The sequence below is a fragment of the Devosia sp. GW821-FHT12F11 genome (assembly GCF_058806655.1).
In genome coordinates, this window is record NZ_JBXAPX010000004.1 from 457,476 (window position 1) to 479,295 (window position 21,820).

The following is a 21,820-nucleotide window of genomic DNA, read 5'->3' on the forward strand; positions in this document are numbered from 1 at the left end:
CGGGATCGCTCCCGGCCTTTCGAAGGCACGCCATCTTCAGGGCACAGACCTCAGAACAGGAACGACGCCGTTGCCGGGTTGGCGCCGACACGCCCGTCGCGCTGGTCCAGCCCGCTGATCTTGGCCATGTCATCCGTGTCGAGCTCGAAGCCGAAGACGTCGAAATTCTCCACCATGCGCTCGCGATGCGTGGTCTTGGGAATGACGATCAGCCCCTGCTGCAGGTGCCAGCGGATGATGATCTGCGCGATCGACTTGCCGTGCTTTCTGGCAAGCGTGGCGACGGTCGCATCGTCGAGCATCCGGCCCGAGCCGAGTGGGCTCCAGCTCTCAATGATGATGTTGTTGGTCTTGTGGAAGTCGCGCTTGTCGCGCTGCTGGAACCGCGGGTGCAGTTCGATCTGGTTGACCACCGGGGTTTCACCGGTCTCGCCGATGATCCGCTCGAGATGATCCTGGTTGAAGTTCGACACGCCGATCGAGCGGATCCGGCCCTGTGTCTTCAGCTCTACCAGCGTCTTCCACGCCTCGACGAACTTGCCCTGGCTCGGCACCGGCCAGTGGATCAGGAACAGATCGAGCTGCTCGAGCCCGAGCGCCTTCATCGTCGCATCGAAGCTCGCGAGCGCCAGGTCACGGGCGTGCCCGCCATTGCGCAGCTTCGAAGTGATGAACAATTCGCTGCGCGGCACGCTGGCGCGCTTGATCGCCTCGCCGACGCCTTCCTCGTTCTGATAGCCCTCGGCGGTATCGATCGAGCGATAACCGACCTCGATCGCGTCGGAGACCACTCGCGCTGTAATGGCCGGATCGACCTGCCAGACGCCCAGTCCCAGTTGCGGAATGGAATTGCCGTCGCGAAGTTTGATGGATGGAACCGCTGCCATTTACTGCCTCCGAAGCTGAACGATGAGACGACCCGGGCGTCGCCGGCGACGCTGAGGGATAGACCGGGATGTCTGGTATCCGGCAGGACAATGCCGCCGGCGGGGGAAAGGTTCAGGCGCCGCCGGCTCATGCCACGCGTCCGCCTCCATCGTTGATAGCCGATATTGGCTCCAGCGTCATCTGCCGATGCTTCCGGAAATCAAAGAAGGCCGCCCGATCAAATGCCCCGCGACGCAGTTGACTCCCCCTGCGCCTTCGACCGTAATCGGGAGGAGCGACCGCGGTGGACGACGGAGTTCGGGGCTTGCAGATGCCTGACCAGACTGGCCCCGCAGGGGTGAGCCAGCGCCTCAACAGCTGGAAGGAAATCGCCGCCTTCTTCGGCAAGGACGAGCGCACGGTGAAGCGCTGGGAGAGCATCCGCGGCCTGCCGGTGCGGCGCGTCCCCGGGGGCACACGCACCTCGGTTTTCGCCTATGTCAGCGAGCTCGAGGCCTGGCTCAGCGCGCCGCGCCCGGTAGCTGCCGCGCCCGCAGCCGAGCTGGCCGCGCCCGCGAGCCGCCCGTTGCTGCTGCCGCTCGCGGCGGCCATCGCCATCCTCGCCGTACTCATCATTGGCCTCATCGCCACCGCCCAGCCGCCGGGGAGGCCTGGCCCCACCATCCCCGCCGGAGCCGAGGCGCTCTACGACGAGGGCGTCATTGCCTGGACCAGCCGCACCGCTTCGGGCTTCGCCATCGCCCTCGAGAAGTTCGATGCCGCTCTCGCCATCGCACCGGACTACGCCCGCGCCGAAGTCGGCCGCGCCAATGTCTACAACCTGATCAGCCAATACACGCTTGCCTCCGCCGCCGAGTCTTACGCCAAGGCCAGGCAGGCTGCCGAGCGGGCCCTCGTCCTCGATCCCCGATCCGGCGAGGCCTATGCCGCGCTCGGCTTCAACGCCTTCTACGGCAGCCATGAGTTCGCCCGCTCCGCCGAGCTGTTCGACAAGGCACTGGCACTCGAGCCCGACAACGCCCAGGCCTTGCACTGGTATGCCCTGACCTCGATGCAGATGGGCAAGTTCGAGCGCCCCCTCGCGCTGATCGACCGCGCCCTGGTGCTGCAGCCGGACTCGCGCTCCATCCGCGCCAATGCGGCGCTGATCCACTACTATTCCGGTGACACGCAGACCGCGATCGCGATGCTCGAACAGCTGCGGCAGGCTAACCCCGACTATCTCGCCGTCCCGGCCTATCTCGCCACCATCTACCTCGACCAGCGCCGCTATGCCGAGTTCCTCGACAGCTACGAGATCGCCGCCAGTGTCGAGGGCAGCGTCGGCCGCCAGCTGATCGCCAAGGCCGCCCGCGCCGCCCTGCCGCAAGGTGGTGAGGCCATGCTGCGCGCCATGCTCGACGAGCAACAGCGCCAGTTCCTGGCCGAGCGGGAAAAAGCCTACAAGGTCGCCGCCACTGCCGCCCTGCTCGGCGACAAGCAGCTTGCACTTACCTACCTCGAAACCTCGGTGGAGCGCGCCGAGACCATCGGCCTCCTCGTTGAACCGGAGTTCAGAAGCCTGCGTGGCGATCCACGCTTCACCGCCCTCCTCGTCCGCCTTGGCCTGCCTGCAGGCTGATTACTCCTCCGGCGGGAGCACCGTCACATCGGTGATCCCGATCGCCTGCAGTTGCGGCAGGATCGATTGCGGGTCGCCGGAGATCACCACCAGCGCCCGGTCGAGCGAAGCCAGCGACTGCGCCGCGGCCTCTACCGCCGGCAGCTGCAGCGCGACGATCTCGTCGAGCTTGCCGTTCATCTCCTCAGCCGTCATCCCGGCGCTGGCGGCACTCATCACCAGCCCGAACAGCCCGCTCGAGGTCTCGACCGTCCCGGCCGTGCCCGATGCCGTGGCCATCACCGTACGGTCGAGCTCCGCCTGCGCCACCGGGATCGACGCCAGTCCCTCGAAGCCGGCGCGGATATCGGCAATCGCCGTCCCCACCTGGTCCGCGGCCACCGCCGACGACACCGTCAGCATGCCGCCGGTGGGGATATTGGTCCACACCGAGGCGCCGACGCCGTAGGAGTAGCCCTTCGCCTCGCGCATCACCTGGTTGAGCCGGCTGGTGAAATCGCCGCCCAATAGCCGCGCCACTGCGATCGCCTCGAGCACGCCGGGATCGTTGAATGCCGGAGCCGGCCGCGACAGGTTGATGATCGCCTGGCTGTTGCCGGCACTCGGCGTCACATACACTTTCAGCCCCTCGGGCAGCACTGCCGACGGATGCGGCACCGAGGTGATGCCGGGGCTGTCATTGCTCCATCCGCCGAAGGCCCGCTCCAGCTCCGCCTTGACCACGGCGAGGCTCACCGAGCCGACGCTGTAGATCGTCATGGTCCTGGGCGTGAACAGCTTCAGATGCGTCGCCTGAGCCTGCGCAACGGTCAGCGCCGCCACCCCCGACGGCGTCGGCTCCAGCGCCGCCCTGCCCGCCGGGATCGGGAACGCCAGTTGCTCCATCGCGTAAAAGGCCAGCGCGCCCGGATCCATCTTGCGATAAGCCAGCCCTTGCTGCACCTCGCCCCGCAATGCGTCCCACTCCGGCTGCTCGAAGCGCGGACGCTGCACCGCGTCGGCCATCAGGTCGACGCCGGCCGCGAAATTCTCCGGAGGCACGCCCAGGACGACCGCCGACTGCTCCATCCCGGTCTGCCCAGAAATGTCGGCGCCGATATCCTTGGCCGCCTTGCTGAACGCTTCGAACCCTCGCTCGCCGGCGCCGCGGGACATCATCATCGTGGTGAGCTCGATCAGTCCTTCCTCACCCGGCACATCGCTGCCTGCCCCACCGCTGACCGAGGCGGCAAGCAGCACCAGAGGCGAGCCGGCGGTCTCGTAATGCACCACCCGGATGCCGTTCGACAGCGTCGCCGTCTCCATCGGCGGCAGCGCCGCCCGTCCCGGCTCTCCCGCAGCCAGCACCGGCACATCGACCACCGGGCGCGGCGCGGCGGCGATCGGCACCGCCGTTCCCGAACTCGCCTGCAGCACCGCCGGATACTCGCTTCGCGCCGCCCCCGGCAGCATGGTCAGGACGCTCAGCGCCTCCGGCGCCAGGCGCTTGCGTACCGCCGCCTCGACATCCGCAGCGGTCAGCGCCAGCAGTTTTGGATCGTCCGCCAGCCCGGGTGAGGCCTCGCCATAGAGATCGTAGCGCGTCGCCAGCGACCGCGCCCGGTCCAGCATCGCTTCGCCGCTCAGCGCCCGGCCCAGCCGCAGTGTCTGGCGCGCCCGCTCGACCCCCGCTACGTCCTGCGGCGCTGCAACGAACTCCGCCACAGTCTTGCGCAACGCCGCCTCGAGCGCATCCGGCGTCACGCCTGGCGCCGCCGTGGCCGAAATCATGAACCGCCCGCCGAGCCGGCCAGGGTCCCAACCCGCGGTGGCGTTGATGGCCAGCCCCTTGTTCACCAGCTCGCGCCGCAGCACGCCATATTCGTAATTGCCCAGCAGGTCGCCTGCCACCATCAGGGCCGCGCTGTCCATGGTGCCGATGGCCGGCCCCGCGCTCGCCAGCACCACGGTCGGCGACGGCAACCGGTCGGTGACCTCCATGCGCAACGTCACCGGCTTGGGCTCCTGGGCCTCAGGAAGCGCTACATCGGCGCCGCGCGCGACGCGGCCGAAAGTGTCAGCGATCAGCGCCTTCACCGCCTCGACGTCGAAATCTCCGGCCAATGCCAGCACCGCATTGTTCGGCACGTAGTAGCGGTCGAAGAACGCCTTCACGTCGTCGAGCTTTGCCGCATCGAGATCGGCGATCGAGCCGATCACCGCTTCGGCATAGGGGTGCGGCGCCGGAAACAGCGCCGAGCGCAGCGCCTGCATGCCCGGCTGGCCGGCGCTGTCGAGCACCGTCTGCCGCATCTCGTTCTTGACCACGTCGCGCTGCACATCCAGCTCGTGCTGGTCGACTTCGCCACCCAGATTGGCCATCCGGTCGGCTTCCACCGACAGCAGCACCGGCAGCGCCGAAGCCAAGGCATCGGCCACATAGATGGTGCGATCTTCCTCGGTGAAGGCGTTGTTCTCTACCCCGAGCGCCGAGTAGGTATCGTCGAATTTGGGGTATTTCGTCGTGCCCGAGAACATCAGGTGCTCGAACAGGTGCGCAAAACCCGAGCGCCCGGCCGGCTCGTTCATCCCGCCCACGCGATAGACCAGCGCCAGCCCGACCTTGGGTACCTTGCTGTCGGGCGACAGCAGCACTTCGAGCCCATTATCGAGCCGGTATTGCACCACCGGCGGCAGTTCATCGCCGGCAACAACCGAAGCACCACCCAGCACAAGCCAGGCAGCGGCCAGAACCAACCCAATAACGCGCATGCAATATGACCCTGATGAAATCCGACGTCCTTCATTGCATCGGCTTCGGCTATCGTCCAACCGAAAGGATGCGGCGCCGGTTAGGCTGCACTATATTGTCAGCACCATGGCCAACGACACCGATACCAAGCCGCGTACCAGGACCGCACCCAAGGTAGCGCGTCCGCCGCTGCACAAGGTCATCCTGCTCAACGACGATTTCACGCCACGGGACTTCGTTGTCCGCGTGCTCAAGGCCGAGTTCCGCATCACCGAGGACCAGGCGCATCGCATCATGATAACGGCCCACACCAAGGGCTCGTGCGTCGTCGCCGTGTTCACCCAGGAGATCGCCGAAACCAAGGCGACGCGCGCCACCGAGATGGCCCGCAAAGAAGGCTACCCGCTGCTCTTCACCACCGAGCCGGAAGAGTAGCAGACCGATTGACCGGTCGTCCGCCAGCCGCTACCACCCGCTCAGCAAGCCAGCATCTGCCAGCCAGCGCCCCCGAACCCCACGAGAGCTGGCATGACCGACACCGCCGCCCCCACGATTTCCATCGCTCCGGGCACCTGGCTCGATCCGCGCACTGCCGAACCCGTCGCGCACCCGCAACTGATGCGCCACCTGGCGCTGCAGCAGGTCGTGCTGCTCGGCGAGACCCACGATCGCTTCGACGTGCATCGCTGGCAGCTGCACGTCGCCGCCGGCATCATGGCGCACCGCTCCGATATCGCGCTCGGCTTCGAGATGTTTCCGCGCCGCCTGCAGCCGGTGCTCGACGCCTTCATCGCCGGCGCCTTCGCCACCACCGCCGATTTCCTCGAGGCCGCTGAATGGAGCGAGGTGTGGCGTTTTGATCCGACGCTCTACCTGCCGCTGTTCCAGTTCTGCCGGCAGTTCCGCCTGCCCATGCTGGCGCTCAACTGTCACCGCCCGCTGGTCACCCGCGTCGGCAAGGAAGGCTGGGAGGCGATCCCGGTCGACGAACGCGACGGCCTCACCCCGGCACGCGCGGCCCTCCCCGCCTACCGCGACTACCTGAGCGGCTTTGCTGGTCCCGCGAGCCGTTCGCGCGACGCGATGGCCTCCGACCGGTTCGTCCGCGCCCAGCAGACCTGGGATCGCGCCTTTGCCTGCAATATCGCCCGCGCCCTCGATGGCCCGGCCGCGCCGCTGGTCATCGGCATTATCGGCCGCGGCCACCTCGAATATGGTTATGGCACGCCTTACCAGCTGGCCGATCTCGGCATCGACCGCGTCGCCATCGCGCTGCCCACCGACGGGCCGTTCGATCCCCTGCGCGAGGCCAACATCGCCGACGCGTTGTTCCGGTTGCCGGCCCTGGCGAGTAGCGAGTAGCGAATAGCGAATAGCGAATAGCGAAAGGGGCTGCCGGGCATTTGGGCCCGGCAACTCCCTCCTATTCGCTATTCGCCTTGCCTCAGTGCGCCTTCAGCACTTGCTCGAGCTGCTCGGTCACAAGGCCCCAACCCTCGTGAAAGCCCATCTGCTCGTGGGCCGCCTTGTCCTCGGCGTTCCAGTGCTGGCAGCGGGCGATGTAACGGGTCTTGCCGCCGATATCCTCGAAGGTCAGAGTCACCGTCATGAACGGCTTCTCGCTGGCCTGCCAGTCGCCGGTGTAGGCATCGGTGAACACCAGCTTCCGGTTCGGCACCACCTCGAGATACTGGCCCGGGTTGGGATACTCGGTGCCGTTCTCGTCGGCCATCACCACCAGCGTGCTGCCACCCGGCCGTACATCGGTCACCACTTTCGGCGTCGTCCACGGCCGTGGCGCGAACCACTTCTTCATCAGCACCGGGTCGGTCCAGCCGCGATAGACCTGCTCCACCGGCGCATCGATGATGCGGGCCAGCACCAGTTGGTTGTCGTTGTCGGGAGTGATATCGAGCTTCGTGGTCATCTTGGTTTCCTCGGTTCGAACTGCCTGTTCGACTTCACGACGAAGCACGCGAGCCGGAATCGACAGTCCCGACGAAAAAACCTCAGAAAAAGCGAGGGGCCCGGAGATGCCTCCGGGCCCCTTGCTTTCATTGTCGGCCGTTCAGTTCGACCAGGTGGTGTAGCCAAGCTTCATCGTGGTGCCGACAAAGCCGTTGACGCGGAACTGCGAGATCCGGCCCTGGTTGGTCTTCGCGCACACATAGGTGCCCGGCGGGATATCGGCGAGCGGCACGCGTGCGGTCGAGAAGCTCTCCTCGAAACACCCCTCATAGCCGCGGTTCGAACCGTCGCCGACGGCGATCGAAGCGCCGTTCTGCGGTGTGATGTATTTCTCCACTGCCGTCTCGGCTTCATACCAGATGTCGGTGCCTGCCCCGCCGACACTGCCGTTGTCGAGGTTGGCCGTATAGGTCTGCATCAGTTCGATCGGGCCGGTCGAGAAGGTGTCCGGCACTTCCGGCGGCTCGGGCGGCTCCGGCATCGGCGGCGCGCCGACATAGACGGCGAGCGACGAGGCCTTGTTGTTGATCGAGGTGTGCAGCACATCGGTATCGCCGGTGATGGTCCGGCAGTAGCCGCCGAGGTTGGGATCCTCGCACAGCTTCGCCTTGGCGCCGCCGAACAGCTGCACCGACGAGATCTTGTTGTTGAAGGTGGCGTTGAGCGCGTTGCGGGTGCCCAGCGCGACGCAGAGGTCATCGCCGCCGAAATTGTTGCCGACATAGAAGCAGGCGCCGGGGTCCTCTTCGGGCTCGGGTTCCGGCGCAGGCCCCGGTCCCGGACCCGCCTCGTCGCCGCAGTTGATCGACATGGTCGGGCCGCTCGGCGTCATGGTGAAGCCGAAGCTGCAATCCGGATTGGAGCCTGTGCCCTCTTCGGCAGGCTCCTCCTCGTCGTCCTCGACGCTGGTGAGGAAATTGGCGCTCACCCAGCCGTCGGGGCCGTCATGCTCGACGAAGCAGAAATTCGATGGCGCGCACTCGGTGACGTTGACCACCTCGCCGGCGGTCAACTGGTCGACGATGCCGAAGGTCTTGCCCGGTCCGGTGCGCACATTGACCGGTGATTTGGCTGCGGCCTCTACGGCAAGCGCCACGGTGCTGCAGATCAGCAGGCTTGCCGCAATCATGGCGGCGGCAGCCATAGCCCGTTTGATGGTCATTTCCCTCATCCCTCTCCTCTGCGGGGAAAGCGTTTCCCTGCATACGGGGGCAGGATAAGCGTCCCGGCGGCTGAACCCGCCGTGAATGCTGATGTTTCGGGCCGTTCATCGCAGCTTCATCGCGTTCTCGCAAAACTCCGCGAGCCCCTCCCGCAACCTTGGCCCCCGCGCTACCGTTGCTCCCACCGAAACGCCCGATTCCGGAGATGCTTAATGTTGCGCCTGCCGACGAGCCTCAAGGTCCTCGCCCTCGCATCCGCCCTCGCCCTGCCCGTTGCCCTGCCGGCTGTCGCCGGTCCGGCCGAGAATGCGCTCCTCGCCAAGTACGAAGGAAACTGGCGCGGTTCCGGCAAGGTTACCGGTCCCGATCCCGGCACGGTGGTCTGCCGCCTGACCTTCAAGGCAGCCAGCGCCGGCAAGCTCACCTATTCCGGCCGCTGCTCGTTCGGCGGCTCGGGCGCGGCCAGCTTCCGCGGCAGCATGGTCTATAACGATGCGACCAAGCGCTTCGAGGCTTCGTCCTCGGCGCAGGGCGCCTCCACCACCACCATCGGCAAGCGGGCCGGCAACAGCATCGTCTTTGCCTCCGCCGGCATCAAAACCAGCTACGGCCTCGCCTCCTCGGTGATGACGCTCAGCGGCAGCAGCATCAAGCTGGGCTTCACCCTGGTCGACAAGAAGGGCCAGACCACCGCCTCGGCCATCAGCTTCAAGAAGAGCTGAGCCGCTCCGGCGACTGAAACCGCCTGTCACGCCATGCGTTGTCCTTGGTTTCACCGAGGAGCAGGACATGCGTGACGTGAAGGTCGGATACCTGATCGGCAGCCTCGCCAAGGCGTCGATCAACCGCAAACTGGCCAAGGCGCTGGTGCGCCTTGCGCCCACTGAAATGCAGCTCAGCGAGATCAGCTTCGCCGATCTCCCGCTCTACAGCTACGATTATGACGCCGACTTTCCGCCAGCCGCGCGCGCCTTCAAGGCGGCGTTGGCCGAGGCCGAGGCCGTGCTGTTCGTCACCCCCGAATACAACCGCTCGATCCCGGGCGGGCTGAAGAACGCCATCGACTGGGCCAGCCGCCCCTGGGGCCAGAATTCCTTCGCCCGCAAACCCACGGCCATTATCGGCGCCTCGACTGGCGCCATCGGCACCGCAGTGGCTCAGCAGAGCCTGAGGAGCGTGATGGCCTTCTGCAACTCGCCGCTGATGAACTCGATCGAAGCCTACATCCAGTTCAAGCCCGGCCTGATTACCGACGATGGCGACGTCACCAACGAAGCCACGGCGGAGTTCCTGCGGAACTACATGGCCGAATTCTACGGCTTCATCGGACGCGTCTACACCGCGATCCCGCGGCCGCACAGTCCGGCGGTCTAGTTACGCCTCGACGCGCGGCGCATACCTGAGCTTCGCCTTCTCCCGCGCCCGCGCGATCAGCACCTCGCGGTCGCGCTTGGGCGCGTCGGTTTCGAGCTCCTTCAGGAGTCGCTTCACCACGCGCTCGATGTCGGCAACGGCGTCGTTGAAGGCGTCCTCGTTGGTTTTCGAAGGATGCGTGTAGCCCGAAATCTTGCGCACGAACTGCAGCGCCGCGTCATGCATCTCGTTCTTGCTGGCCGGTGGCTCGAAGTTGAACAGCGGCTTGATGTTGCGGCACATGGCAATGATCTCCGGATGCAATCGAGAGCCGAAAAACTCGCACCTCAGGCGCGCCTCGACAAGGCATTACCCGCCCAGGCAACCAAGTAGTCGCTTTGGCCCCGACAAGTTCGACACCCGCCTCCCCGCCTCACCTTTTTCATCCGGCGCTGTCGATCCGCAGCTAGCTCGCTCGTCATGAAGTCGAACGGCCGCGTTGTGCCGGATGTCGAAACCGAGGAGAGATCGAAATGAGCCTGCTGTCTGTCGCCCACCAAGACGCCCCACGTTCCAGCCTCGCTGCTGTTGCACTGCGCGCCTTGGCCTCGAGCTTCATCGCCTGGCGCGCGCAGCGCGCCCGCCGGCTGGCCATGCTCAGTCTGCTGGAGATGGACGCCTGGCGCCTCGACGATCTCGGCGTCAGCATCGATACGGTCAGGGACGCGCTCGACGCCCGCCATTAAGCTAACATCGGCGCCGAGAATCATGTTCGGACGCCCTCAACTGGAAACCACCCTCTACCCGCCTGTGAAGAGCTTCCTCGAGGCCGCCGGCTACGCTGTCAAAGGCGAAGTCGGCGGCTGCGATCTTGTCGGGCTGCTCGAGGGCGAGCCGCCGCTGGTGGTGATCTGCGAGCTGAAACAGGCCTTCAACCTCGAGCTGGTGCTGCAGGCGGTGGATCGGCAGGCGCAGAGCGACGAGGTCTGGATCGCCGCGCGCATGTCGCCGACCGGCAAGGGCCGCGAGCGCGATCGCCGCTTTCGCGATCTCTGCCGCCGGCTCGGCCTCGGCATGCTCGGCGTCAGCGCCGGCGACCATGTCGAGATCATCGTCAGCCCGCTCGCGCCGATGCCGAAGAGGAACACCCGCAAGCGCAACCGGCTGGTCGAGGAACATCGCCGCCGCAAGGGCGACCCCACCTCCGGCGGCAGCACGCGGCAGCCGATCATGACCGCCTACCGGCAGCAGGCCCTCGCCTGCGCAGCGGCGCTGCAGGCCGGCCCGCTGCGTCCTCGCGACCTCAAGGCCACCACCCCGATCGCCGCGCGGATCCTGCTCGACAATGTCTATGGCTGGTTCGACCGCATCGACCGCGGCATCTATGGGTTGAGCAACGCTGGCGCCGAAGCGTTGAAGCGCTGGCCGGTCGACGCCTGATCGCGTGGGCACGCCTGCCCCCGCGACAACTTGCACACGCTTCGTTCGCGCTGGGGGTTCCCTTCCCCCACCGCTTCGGTTACAGGACGCGCCTAGCCCACAGAGTCTGCCGCCCAAGTCCGCGCCAACGCGCGTCTTTCCGCGCGCGCCAAACGCTGAGGCCCGAAAGTCGCGAGACTTCCGGACAAGCCGCAGCGCAACCGACCAACTAAGAGCGACCAGAGATGCCAAAACGCACCGACATCAAATCGATCCTCATCATCGGTGCGGGTCCGATCATCATCGGCCAGGCCTGCGAGTTCGATTACTCCGGCACCCAGGCGTGCAAGGCGCTGAAGGATGAGGGCTACCGGATCATCCTGGTCAACTCCAATCCGGCGACCATCATGACCGATCCGGATCTGGCCGACGCCACTTACGTCGAGCCGATCACCCCCGAGATCGTCGCCAAAATCATCGAGAAGGAGCGCCCCGACGCGCTGCTCCCGACCATGGGCGGCCAGACCGCGCTCAACTGTGCGCTCAGCCTCAAGAAGATGGGTATCCTCGACAAGTTCAACGTCGAGATGATCGGCGCCGATGCCGAGGCCATCGACAAGGCCGAGGATCGCGAACTGTTCCGCGACGCCATGAAGAAGATCGGGCTCGAGACCCCGCGCTCCATGCTCGCCCACAACACCATCGAGGCGCTGCAGGCGCTCGAGGTGATTGGCCTGCCCTGCATCATCCGCCCCAGCTTTACCCTCGGCGGCACCGGCGGCGGCATCGCCTACAACAAGGAAGAATACCTCACCATCGTCGAGAGCGGCATCGATGCCTCGCCCACCGATGAAGTGCTGATCGAAGAATCCGTACTCGGCTGGAAAGAGTACGAGATGGAGGTTGTCCGCGACCGCAACGACAACTGCATCATCATCTGCTCGATCGAGAACCTCGATCCGATGGGCGTCCATACCGGCGATTCCATCACCGTCGCGCCGGCCCTGACGCTGACCGACAAAGAATACCAGATCATGCGCGACGCCTCGATCGCCGTGCTGCGCGAGATCGGCGTCGAGACCGGTGGTTCGAACGTGCAGTTCGCCATCAACCCGGCTGATGGCCGGATGATCGTCATCGAGATGAACCCGCGTGTCTCGCGTTCGTCGGCGCTGGCTTCGAAGGCCACCGGCTTCCCGATCGCCAAGGTCGCTGCCCGCCTCGCCGTCGGCTACACGCTCGATGAGCTCGAAAACGACATCACCGGCGGCGCCACCCCGGCCTCGTTCGAGCCGACCATCGACTACGTCGTCACCAAGATCCCGCGCTTCGCTTTCGAGAAGTTCCCGGGCGCCGACAACCGCCTGACCACCTCGATGAAGTCGGTCGGCGAAGCCATGGCCATCGGCCGCACCTTCCAGGAATCGCTGCAGAAGGCGCTGCGCTCGCTCGAAACCGGCCTCACCGGTCTCAACGAAATCGGCATCCCCGGCTTTGCTACCGGCGCACCGGAGGACGACAACGAGAACGCGGTGTTCGCCGCCATCTCCACCCCGACGCCGCAGCGCCTGCTGCACGTCGCCGAAGCCATGCGGCTCGGCTACAGCCTCGAAGACATCCACGATGCATCGAAGATTGACCCGTGGTTCCTCGAAGAGATCCACGGCCTGATCGAGACCGAGAAAAAGGTCCGCGAGCTTGGCCTGCCCGACACCGCCGGTGCGCTGCGCAGCCTCAAGGCGATGGGTTTTTCCGATCGGCGCCTCGCCGATCTCGCCGGCAAGCAGGCCAAAGACGTGCGGGCGCTGCGCAAATCACTGGGCGTTCGCCCGGTCTATAAGCGCATCGACACCTCGGCGGCCGAGTTCGCCTCGCCCACCGCCTATATGTATTCGACCTATGAAGCGCCGTTCAACGGCCAGCCCGACGACGAAGCGCGTCCCTCGGACCGCAAGAAAGTGGTGATCCTGGGCGGCGGCCCGAACCGTATCGGCCAGGGTATCGAGTTCGATTACTGCTGCTGCCATGCCGCCTTCGCGCTGGCCGATGCCGGCTACGAGACCATCATGGTCAACTGCAATCCGGAAACCGTTTCGACCGACTACGACACCTCCGATCGCCTGTATTTCGAGCCGCTCACCGAGGAAGACGTTATCGAGATCCTCGAGACCGAAAAGCAGAACGGCACCTTGCATGGCGTCATCGTGCAGTTCGGCGGCCAGACCCCGCTGAACCTCGCCGATGCGGTCGAGAAGGCCGGTGTTCCGATCCTCGGTACTCAGCCTAGCTCGATCGATCTGGCCGAAGACCGCGACCTGTTCTCGAAGCTGATCAGCCGTCTCGACCTGGCCCAGCCCAAGAACGGCATCGCCTACTCGCTCGAACAGGCTCGCCTCGTCGCCGAGCGCCTGGGCTATCCGCTGGTGATCCGTCCGTCCTACGTGCTGGGTGGCCGCGCCATGGCGATCGTCCACTCGCCCAACGAGTTCGAGCGCTATGTGCAGGATACCCTCACCGGCCTTGTGCCGCCCGATATCCTGATCCGCTACCCGAACGACAAGACCGGCCAGATCAACTCGGTGCTCTCCGACAATCCGCTGCTGTTCGACGGCTATCTGAGCCGTGCCATCGAGATCGACGTCGATTGCCTCGGTGACGGCAAGGACGTGTTCGTCTGCGGCATCATGGAGCACATCGAGGAAGCCGGCATTCACTCCGGCGACTCGGCCTGCTCGCTGCCGCCGCAGCACCTGTCGGACGAGATCATCACCGAACTGAAGCGCCAGACCCGCGAACTGGCGCTCGCCCTCAAGGTCGGTGGCCTGATGAACGTCCAGTATGCGCTCAAGGACGGCACCATCTACATTCTCGAAGTGAATCCGCGCGCCTCGCGCACGGTGCCCTTCGTCGCCAAGGTGATCGGCGAACCGATCGCCAAGATCGCCTCGCGCGTCATGGCCGGCGAAAGCCTCGAGAGCTTCAACCTGGTTGAGAAGAAACTGAACCACGTGGCGGTGAAGGAAGCGGTTTTTCCGTTCAACCGCTTCCCTGGCGTCGACACCGTGCTCGGCCCGGAGATGAAGTCGACTGGCGAGGTCATCGGGCTCGATACCAGCTACCCGATCGCCTTCGCCAAGTCGCAGCTCGGCGCCGGCTCCAAGGTGCCGCGCGAGGGCACGGTATTCGTCTCGGTCCGCGATGACGACAAGCCACTGATCCTCGAGTTCTGCCGCCATCTCGAGCATGCCGGCTTCAAGCTCGTCGCCACCTCCGGCACCCACAAATACCTGGTCGAGAACGGCATCGCCGCGACCAAGGTCAACAAGGTGCTGGAAGGCCGCCCGCATATCGTCGACTCGATGAAGAACGGCGGCGTGCAACTGGTGATCAACACCACCGATGGCGCCAAGTCGATTTCCGACAGCCGCGACATCCGCCGCACCGCGCTGATGGGCAAGATCCCCTACTACACCACCATCCCGGGCGCCGTGGCTGCCGTCGAAGGCATCATCGCCTACCGCGAGGGCAACCTGCAGGTCCGTCCGCTGCAGAGCTACTTCGCCGCCTGATCGCGGGTCACTCTCCGGGGTGAACCAGGCAGTGGATCGGCGAATAGAATGGGGGCGCCAGAATCGTCCCCATTCTCGTCTTCGGAGCGAATGCCAGGATAGCATCGTTGGGGGCCGGCTGGCCGGCGATTTCTGACTTGAGCCCGACGGACGGTGCTTCTTTACTGGCGGGTTTGACACCTCGCCCGGTCCCCCCTAAAAGCCCCGCATCATGAAGCTGGCAGACCGAACCACCTGCATCGCGTCGCGCGCCTGATCGGCGTGGCGATGCTGCTGCCCCCGGCGCGCCGCGCCGGGCGAGTGCGGCTGCCCATTCTCAACAACCACATGGCTTGAAGCGTCCGCTCATGCGGCGCCGGGCCCCTATCGAGACAGCATCATGACCAACTATTTCGAAAGCCCGTTCAAGGGCATCCGGCTCGACGAGCAGGTGACCAACCCCAATATCCGGGTCGGCCGCTTCAGCTATTACTCGGGCTATTACCACGGCCACAGCTTCGACGATTGCGCCCGCTACCTGATGCCGGACCGCACCGATGTCGACCGCCTGATCATCGGCAGCTTCTGCTCCATCGGCTCGGGCGCCGCCTTCATCATGGCTGGCAACCAGGGCCACCGGAACGACTGGGTCAGCACCTTCCCGTTCCACTACATGCCGGAGGTGACAGCCTTTGCCGGCGCCGCCGACGGCTTCGCACCGGCTGGTGACACCGTCATCGGCAACGATGTGTGGATCGGCTCGGAGGCCATCGTCATGCCCGGTATCAGTGTCGGCCACGGCGCCCTCATCGGCACCCGCGCCCTGGTGACACGGGACGTCGAGCCATACACCATCGTCGGTGGCAATCCGGCTAAGCCCATCCGCAAGCGCTTCGCAGAGGCTGAAATCGCAATGCTGCTGGAAATGAACTGGTGGGATTGGACCGACGAACAGCTCGCCGGGGCGATGCCGCTGTTCACCTCGAACCGCATCGCGGATCTTCATGCATATTGGCAGTCAACAGTACTGACAAGATAAACATAGGTCTTCTGGACCGCGCGACACCCCACTCCCAATACTGTGAAAACCAGTGGGAGAGGACGTCATGGACCAGAAAACCTTGATTGCGCGGGTCGCCGACAGCTTTGGCGGCGATCCGCGCGTCGCGGCGCTGTTCCTCTCGGGCAGCTTCGGAGCCGGCACCGCCGATGCGTTCAGCGATGTCGATTTCCTTGCCATCGCCGATGCTGCCGAGCACGAAGCGCTCGCCGCGGACTGGCGCAGGACGCTCGAGACCATTGCACCGATCGTCCACTACATCCGCCTGCCGCACGCGCTGGTGCTCAATGCCGTCACCGACGACTGGCTGCGCGTCGACCTCCATATCGCCAGCCGCGAGCATCTCGCGAGCACGGCGCAGGACTGCCTGAAGCCACTGGTCGATCGCGACAACCTCTACGCGACGCTTCGCGCCGAGACGCCCGAGCCCGCCCGCAATCCAGGGCGCCTGGGCTGGATGGTCGGCGAGTTCATCCGCATCCTCGGCCTGACGCCGGTGGCGATCGGTCGCGGCGAAGTCGAACTGATGACCGTCGGCAACACCTTCCTCCGCCGCTTCCTCACTGACCTCCTGATCATTGAGGTCAATCCGCGCATTCCCGGCGGCATGCTGCATCTGAGCCGCGTGCTCGATGCCGAGCGCATGGCCGTGCTGGCCTCGGTGCCCCTGCCGCAACTCAATGCCGACGCCGCCATCGAGTCGAACCTCGCCCTCGCCCGCGTCTACATCCCGCGCGCCAAGGCCCTGTGCGCGTCGCTCGGTGTCGAGTGGCCAACGGCCTTCGAAGCCGCCACCCGGCGCAACCTGCAGCGCGCCCTCCCCGGCCGCGGCATCGACTGGTGATCGCAACCGGCGCATAGTGACGACACTGCCCGCGGAAGCACCACGCGTGAAGATCGTCGTCCTCACCGCCATCGCCATGCTCGCCTTCGCCGCCAACTCGGTGCTGGCGCGTCTCGCCTTTGCGACGGCGAATGCCGAACCGCTGAGCTACACCGGCATCCGCCTCGCCGCGGGCGCCATCGTGCTTGCGGCGCTGCTCCTCCTCCGCCGTTCACCGGGAGCGCCCGTTGCCGTCGGCGGCAGTTGGCGCGCTGCCGCGGCGCTGTTCGGCTACGCCCTCGCCTTCTCGGTCGCCTATATCCTCGTCGGCGCCGGCACCGGAGCGCTGATCCTGTTTGCCAGCGTGCAGATCGGCATGCTCGGCTGGGCTGTGCTGAAGGGCGATCGGCCGGGCGCGCTCGAATGGCTCGGCCTCGCCGTGGCGCTCGCGGCCTTCGCTTACCTCGTCTCCCCCGGCCTCGTCACCCCGCACCCGCTCGGCACGCTCCTGATGATTGGCTCCGGCCTCTGCTGGGCCGCCTACACCCTGCTCGGCCGCGGCTCGAAGGCCCCGCTGGTCGATACCGCCGGCAACTTCATCCGCTGCCTGCCCATCGCCCTGGTCATCATCGCCGCAGGGCTGTTGCTCCATCCGATCGATCCCGGCGCTGCGGCGTACGCCGCTGCTTCTGGCGCCCTGGCCTCCGGCCTCGGCTACGCCGTCTGGTATGCCGTACTTCCCAGCCTTGCCCGCACCCAGGCGGCCATTGTCCAGCTCACCGTCCCGGCTATCGCTGCCGTCGGCGGCGTGCTGCTGATTGCCGAACCGCTCACGCCGCGCCTCGTCATCGCCTCCATCGGCATCCTGGGTGGCGTGGCGCTCGCACTCATCGCCGCCGATCGTCGTCGCCGAGCCAGAGCGGCGGGCTGAACGAGGCAACGGGTTGACCTCGCCGCTTGGTCCGCTATGTTCCCCCACATCATGATGATGATCCGCAATTTCGCATCGGTGTTCCTCCTCGCCTGAGCGAGCCATGAGGCAACACCACCGCGCCTGAGGGCGCCCTGCTCGTCCGTCGCCGGCTTTGTCGGTCGGGGCGTCGCGAGTTTATGCGAATTCGGAAACCACAATGCCTGTAACCGCTCCCGCGCTCACCGCAGCGCAAATCCACGCCTTCATCACCGACGGTTTCGTCCGCATCGACAATGCCTTCTCCGCGGATCTCGCGGCGCAAGGCCGTGCCATCCTCTGGGCCGACACCGGATGCGACCCCAACGACCCCACAACCTGGACCAAGCCGGTCGTCCGCCTCGGCAACTACAGCCAGCCGCCATTTGTCGCTGCGGCGAATACGCCGCTGCTCCGCGCCGCCTTCGACCAGTTGGTCGGCCCCGGCCGCTGGCTGCCGCAGGGCAACCTCGGCACCTTCCCGGTCCGCTTCCCCTCGCCCGAGGATCCGGGCGATGCCGGCTGGCACATCGATGTGAGTTTCGGCTGGGAAGAGAACCCGACCGATTTCCTGAGCTGGCGCGCCAATGTCAGCTCCCGCGGCCGCGCCCTCTTGATGCTGTTCCTGTTCTCGGAGGTCGGTGAACAGGATGCGCCGACCCGCATCCGCGTCGGCTCGCACCTCGATATCGCGCGGCAACTGGCGCCGGCGGGTGAGGCCGGGCTGACGCTGCGCGAGCTTGCCGCCGACAACTTTGCCGCCTCGGCGCATCGGCCGGAAGTTCTCGCCACCGGCAGCCCCGGTACGGTCTATCTCTGCCATCCGTTCCTGGTGCACGCCGCCCAGCCGCACCATGGCACCGAGCCGCGCTTCATGGCCCAGCCGCCACTGCTGCCGCGTGAGCCGCTGCGCCTCGACCGCGCCGACGGCGACTCCTCGCCGGTGGAACTTGCCATCCGCCAGGCTATCGCCTGACGGGTCGGGAGGGCCGGCTTTGTCCGGCCCTCCCGGTCACGCTTGCGTCTCCCCTGCCTCTGCTAGACTCATTTTGCCGAGGCAGCGCCGGACACGCCAAATCCTGCCCGCACCGCGGCTGGCGGTGCCGTGGCCGCGCCGTTAGCTTGCGCTACCACAAGCCGGGGGCGCGCATTTGATCTGGGGCATCGATCCGCTTTACTCGCTGTCGGGCTTTTTCGTGGGCCTGATCATCGGGTTCACCGGCGTCGGCGGCGGCTCCCTGATGACCCCACTGCTGATCCTGCTCTTCAATGTCCACCCGGCCACGGCCGTCGGCACCGACCTGCTGTTCGCGGCCGCCACCAAGACCGCCGGCACTGCCGTCCATGGTTTCAACCGTCATGTCGATTGGCACATCGTCGGCAAGCTGGCGCTCGGCAGCGTCACCTCGGCCACCATCACGCTATGGGTCCTGTCTCAGCTCGGCGGCTCCAACCCGACTGTTGCGCATAGCCTCGCCGTCGTGCTCGGCGTCATGTTGGTGCTCACCGCGCTGTCGCTGGTTTTCCGGAAGCGCCTGTTCGGCTTCGCCCGCAGCCATCGTGAGCTTCCACCGCCCGTGCAGACGGCCGTCACCATCGGCTTCGGCGCGTTGCTCGGTGTGCTGGTCTCCATTTCCTCGGTCGGGGCCGGCGCCATCGGCGTCACCGTGCTGATGCTGCTTTATCCGCGCCTGTCGCTGGTTCGCGTCGTCGCCAGCGACATCGCTCACGCCGTGCCGTTGACCCTCGTCGCCGGGCTCGGCCACTGGGCCATCGGCAACGTCGAATGGGCCATGCTGATCTCGCTGCTGATCGGCTCGATCCCCGGCATCCTGATTGCCAGCTTCTTCGCCCCCAAAGTCCCGGAAAGCCTGGTACGGATGCTGCTCGCCGCCGTGCTGAGCGTCGTCGGCGTGCGACTGCTGCTGGCCTAGAGCTTTCAGAGGAAGTTGCAGGCTTTTCCGGTTCGAAGGCGCGTTCAGGACTGATCTAGAGCCGTTCCGCCAGCACGATCACCCCGTCCACCGGCGCCCCCCGCTCCATCCGGATCACCAGCGGCTCGGCATTCACCACCTCGAACCCCACGGCGCGGCACATCCGCAGCGTTGGCTCCACCGCATGCTGGAACCGCAGCGAGGTCCCGAGCCGCACCGGCTCGCTTCCACTATGGGTCTCGAGCGAGAAGGCGATGATCCCGCCCCGCCGCAACGCGCGGCTGGCCGACGCGAGTGGCGCCTCGAGCGTGCCGACATAGTTCAGCACGTCAGCCGCGACGATCAGGTCGGCGCTTGCCTGCTCTGTGTCGAGCACTGCCTTGAGGTCGGCCTTCTCCAGCCGGTCGTAGATCCCCTTGCGCCGCGCCTCGCCCAGCATGTTCGCCGACAGGTCGATACCCTCGAGCCGATCGACCAGCGCCCGCAGCCGCTCCCCCATCAGGCCCGTGCCGCAGCCCAGATCCAGCGCCCGCCCAAACCGTCCGATGCTGCGGGCCGCCATCGCCGTACGGATCGCCTGCTCCAGTGCTTCCGGCGTCCGGTAGCCCAGGCGCGCCACCAACGCGTCCTCGAAGCGCGGCGCGTAGTCGTCGAACAGCGCCTCGACATAGGCCGGCGCTGCCTCCGACGACCCGCCGGCGCCATGCGCCGCCAGCTTCAGCGCCGCGCCGAACAGCCCCTTGGCGTCGAGCTGCAGCAACTGCGTCCATGCCGCCACCGCACCCGCGACATCTCCCGCCGCCTCGCGATAGCCGCCGAGCAGGTTCCAGCCGGCCACCCATTGTGGCACCATTTCCAGCGCCTGCACCATGAGATCGGCAGCTTCCGCAAAAGCGCGCTCGGCGGCGAGCGCCGCGGCGTAGGACGCACGACGATCGGCGACGAGGTCGCCGGACGAATACTGTATTTCGCGCAAGGTTGTTTGGCACCGGCTGGAACGAAACGCCTTTAGCGCGTCGGCCGGCCGCGGGGAAGATGGGCAAGAGCCGGAATTTCCACTTTGCTGTCACATTGGCGAGGCATAGACTGAGCTATGGGCGTGCTGCGCGAGTGCAGCCCCGTCCATCGGGCCGAGTCGCCCGGTATCTCTACGCCTTCGGCGCCCCGCTCCCGGGCCCGACGGCCTGCTAGTCAGATCGAATTTCAACCCGACGTGCAGCCCGCACGCCGGGCAAAAGCAGTTCACAACGCCGTATTGATAGGCGGAATTTTTCGGTCTACAAGTTAACAGTCGAATATTGCGGCCGACACTTCGTGCCTGGCGTCTCAAACGCGCCTGCTGAGGTCATACCAAGAATTCGATTGGCGGAGTTTCCATTGGGGTGGGAACTGCCACGGCAGACTGCGAAAGGGACTACTTATGGCTACCGGCACTGTGAAATGGTTCAATGGCCAGAAGGGCTATGGCTTCATTCAGCCCGACGAGGGTGGGGCTGATGTGTTCGTGCATATCTCCGCTGTCCAGCGCTCGGGGCTTTCGGGCCTCGATGAAGGCCAGAAGGTGACGTACGAGATCGTCAAGGACAAGCGGACCGGCAAGAACGCCGCCGACAACCTCCAGGCGTCCTGATCCCCGGCTGGACGCGAGGGCGTCCAGCTTTGGGTCGGCGTCAGATCTGCAGAAGGCGCAGCCCCTGGGCTGCGCCTTCTGTTTTGCGCGATCTGCCGGGCTTGGCGCCAGTTCATCCATATGAGTGAAGCGCCGGATAGATCCCCCTCATAGTCTTGATTCCGCGGGGGAAACGATCTGAGGACATAGCTTCATGAGATACCTGCCCTCCCGCCTGGCCGCCGGCGCACAATTGCTTGCCTGCTCTGTGCTGCTGGCTGGCGCAACGCTTGCCACGCCCGTCGTAGCCCAGTCCAACGGCGATCGAACCTGCCGCGCCGCCCTGGGCGAGAATTTCACCGTCAGTTCCGGCCCGCACCACCAACGCTGTTGTCTCGTCGTCGCCGAGAAGCCCTGGTACGAGGCCAAGGGGGTCGTGCTGGGTAAGGTCTACCTTACCGCCGACAACCGAAAGGTCCGGCCGCGCCTCTGCGCGTCCGACGCAAACACCGGCGCGGCACCCGCGGAGACGCCCGAAACTCCGCATTCGCTGCTGACGCCCGGCGACGGCGATGTACCGACCCGCTTCCGCGACATCTACTACTAAACCCACCAGTCGTGTCCGGTGGCCTCGGTCAGGGCCACCGGACCGCGCGGCACGCTCCGCTATCGCGCGCTAACAAGCGCCCCCTTGACCCGCTCCCCTCCCGCAACGATATGCACCGCTCGCGCAGTGCGGATACGCCCCGCTTGA

21 protein-coding genes are annotated in these 21,820 nt (G+C 66.0%); 15 read left to right on the forward strand and 6 right to left on the reverse strand.

Features of this window, described 5'->3' with window-relative positions:
• Positions 1 to 50 precede the first annotated feature (50 nt).
• Positions 51 to 887 (reverse strand): aldo/keto reductase, encoded by an 837-nt coding sequence (locus tag AC1ROK_RS15065; protein WP_492848244.1) that lies wholly within the window; start codon positions 885 to 887, stop codon positions 51 to 53.
• Positions 888 to 1,198: 311 nt separating this feature from the next.
• Here AC1ROK_RS15065 and AC1ROK_RS15070 point away from each other — a divergent pair, with 311 nt between their 5' ends.
• Positions 1,199 to 2,509 (forward strand): tetratricopeptide repeat protein, encoded by a 1,311-nt coding sequence (locus tag AC1ROK_RS15070; protein WP_492848246.1) that lies wholly within the window; start codon positions 1,199 to 1,201, stop codon positions 2,507 to 2,509.
• Here AC1ROK_RS15070 and AC1ROK_RS15075 read toward each other — a convergent pair whose 3' ends face one another.
• Complete coding sequence (locus AC1ROK_RS15075; RefSeq protein ID WP_492848248.1) at positions 2,510 to 5,260, reverse strand: M16 family metallopeptidase; 2,751 nt, start codon at positions 5,258 to 5,260, stop codon at positions 2,510 to 2,512.
• 106 nt (positions 5,261 to 5,366) lie between these two features.
• On the opposite strand from AC1ROK_RS15075, the gene clpS reads away from it, so the two are divergent.
• Together clpS and AC1ROK_RS15085 are read left to right on the forward strand one after the other, a co-directional pair.
• Positions 5,367 to 5,675 carry an ATP-dependent Clp protease adapter ClpS gene (gene clpS / locus AC1ROK_RS15080; protein ID WP_492848250.1) on the forward strand — a complete coding sequence of 103 codons (309 nt, stop codon included), beginning with the start codon at positions 5,367 to 5,369 and terminating at the stop codon, positions 5,673 to 5,675.
• Positions 5,676 to 5,768: 93 nt separating this feature from the next.
• Complete coding sequence (locus AC1ROK_RS15085; RefSeq protein ID WP_492848252.1) at positions 5,769 to 6,602, forward strand: ChaN family lipoprotein; 834 nt, start codon at positions 5,769 to 5,771, stop codon at positions 6,600 to 6,602.
• 82 nt (positions 6,603 to 6,684) lie between these two features.
• Here the strand turns inward: AC1ROK_RS15085 and AC1ROK_RS15090 are convergent, their stop codons facing one another.
• Entirely contained in the window at positions 6,685 to 7,167 is a 483-nt protein-coding gene (locus AC1ROK_RS15090) for an SRPBCC family protein (RefSeq protein WP_492848254.1), read from the reverse strand.
• 141 nt (positions 7,168 to 7,308) lie between these two features.
• Positions 7,309 to 8,370: an SH3 domain-containing protein gene (locus tag AC1ROK_RS15095; RefSeq protein ID WP_492848256.1), complete on the reverse strand. Its 1,062-nt coding sequence runs from the start codon at positions 8,368 to 8,370 to the stop codon at positions 7,309 to 7,311.
• A 213-nt stretch (positions 8,371 to 8,583) separates the two neighbouring features.
• Here AC1ROK_RS15095 and AC1ROK_RS15100 point away from each other — a divergent pair, with 213 nt between their 5' ends.
• Both AC1ROK_RS15100 and AC1ROK_RS15105 read left to right on the forward strand, forming a co-directional pair.
• A complete protein-coding gene (locus tag AC1ROK_RS15100) occupies positions 8,584 to 9,093 on the forward strand; it encodes a hypothetical protein (protein ID WP_492848258.1) in 510 nt (169 codons plus the stop codon).
• Positions 9,094 to 9,160: 67 nt separating this feature from the next.
• A complete protein-coding gene (locus AC1ROK_RS15105; RefSeq protein ID WP_492848260.1) occupies positions 9,161 to 9,745 on the forward strand; it encodes an NADPH-dependent FMN reductase in 585 nt (194 codons plus the stop codon).
• Here the strand turns inward: AC1ROK_RS15105 and AC1ROK_RS15110 are convergent, their stop codons facing one another.
• The gene (locus AC1ROK_RS15110) at positions 9,746 to 10,027 is read right to left on the reverse strand and encodes a DUF2277 domain-containing protein (RefSeq protein ID WP_291308596.1); all 282 of its coding nucleotides are present in this window, start codon (positions 10,025 to 10,027) and stop codon (positions 9,746 to 9,748) included.
• 230 nt (positions 10,028 to 10,257) lie between these two features.
• Here AC1ROK_RS15110 and AC1ROK_RS15115 point away from each other — a divergent pair, with 230 nt between their 5' ends.
• From AC1ROK_RS15115 to AC1ROK_RS15150, 8 genes are all read left to right on the forward strand, one after another.
• Positions 10,258 to 10,470, forward strand: coding sequence for a hypothetical protein (locus AC1ROK_RS15115; RefSeq protein WP_492848262.1), 213 nt, complete (start codon positions 10,258 to 10,260; stop codon positions 10,468 to 10,470).
• Positions 10,471 to 10,510: 40 nt separating this feature from the next.
• Positions 10,511 to 11,164: a DUF2161 domain-containing phosphodiesterase gene (locus tag AC1ROK_RS15120; protein ID WP_492848379.1), complete on the forward strand. Its 654-nt coding sequence runs from the start codon at positions 10,511 to 10,513 to the stop codon at positions 11,162 to 11,164.
• 224 nt (positions 11,165 to 11,388) lie between these two features.
• On the forward strand, positions 11,389 to 14,712 hold the full coding sequence (carB, locus tag AC1ROK_RS15125) for a carbamoyl-phosphate synthase large subunit (RefSeq protein WP_492848264.1): 3,324 nt from the start codon (positions 11,389 to 11,391) through the stop codon (positions 14,710 to 14,712).
• A 379-nt stretch (positions 14,713 to 15,091) separates the two neighbouring features.
• The gene (gene catB, locus AC1ROK_RS15130; protein WP_492848266.1) at positions 15,092 to 15,730 is read left to right on the forward strand and encodes a type B chloramphenicol O-acetyltransferase; all 639 of its coding nucleotides are present in this window, start codon (positions 15,092 to 15,094) and stop codon (positions 15,728 to 15,730) included.
• A 67-nt stretch (positions 15,731 to 15,797) separates the two neighbouring features.
• Positions 15,798 to 16,595 carry a nucleotidyltransferase domain-containing protein gene (locus AC1ROK_RS15135; protein WP_492848268.1) on the forward strand — a complete coding sequence of 266 codons (798 nt, stop codon included), beginning with the start codon at positions 15,798 to 15,800 and terminating at the stop codon, positions 16,593 to 16,595.
• A gap of 46 nt (positions 16,596 to 16,641) precedes the next feature.
• Positions 16,642 to 17,505, forward strand: coding sequence for an EamA family transporter (locus tag AC1ROK_RS15140; protein ID WP_492848271.1), 864 nt, complete (start codon positions 16,642 to 16,644; stop codon positions 17,503 to 17,505).
• A gap of 199 nt (positions 17,506 to 17,704) precedes the next feature.
• Complete coding sequence (locus AC1ROK_RS15145) at positions 17,705 to 18,499, forward strand: phytanoyl-CoA dioxygenase family protein (RefSeq protein WP_492848274.1); 795 nt, start codon at positions 17,705 to 17,707, stop codon at positions 18,497 to 18,499.
• A gap of 175 nt (positions 18,500 to 18,674) precedes the next feature.
• Positions 18,675 to 19,457 carry a sulfite exporter TauE/SafE family protein gene (locus tag AC1ROK_RS15150; protein WP_492848276.1) on the forward strand — a complete coding sequence of 261 codons (783 nt, stop codon included), beginning with the start codon at positions 18,675 to 18,677 and terminating at the stop codon, positions 19,455 to 19,457.
• Between the two features lie 55 nt (positions 19,458 to 19,512).
• Here AC1ROK_RS15150 and AC1ROK_RS15155 read toward each other — a convergent pair whose 3' ends face one another.
• A complete protein-coding gene (locus AC1ROK_RS15155; protein WP_492848278.1) occupies positions 19,513 to 20,433 on the reverse strand; it encodes a class I SAM-dependent DNA methyltransferase in 921 nt (306 codons plus the stop codon).
• A gap of 444 nt (positions 20,434 to 20,877) precedes the next feature.
• Between AC1ROK_RS15155 and AC1ROK_RS15160 the strand changes: the two genes are divergently transcribed.
• The gene (locus AC1ROK_RS15160; RefSeq protein ID WP_055045318.1) at positions 20,878 to 21,087 is read left to right on the forward strand and encodes a cold-shock protein; all 210 of its coding nucleotides are present in this window, start codon (positions 20,878 to 20,880) and stop codon (positions 21,085 to 21,087) included.
• A 193-nt stretch (positions 21,088 to 21,280) separates the two neighbouring features.
• A complete protein-coding gene (locus AC1ROK_RS15165) occupies positions 21,281 to 21,673 on the forward strand; it encodes a hypothetical protein (protein ID WP_492848281.1) in 393 nt (130 codons plus the stop codon).
• The last annotated feature ends 147 nt before the right edge of the window (positions 21,674 to 21,820 follow it).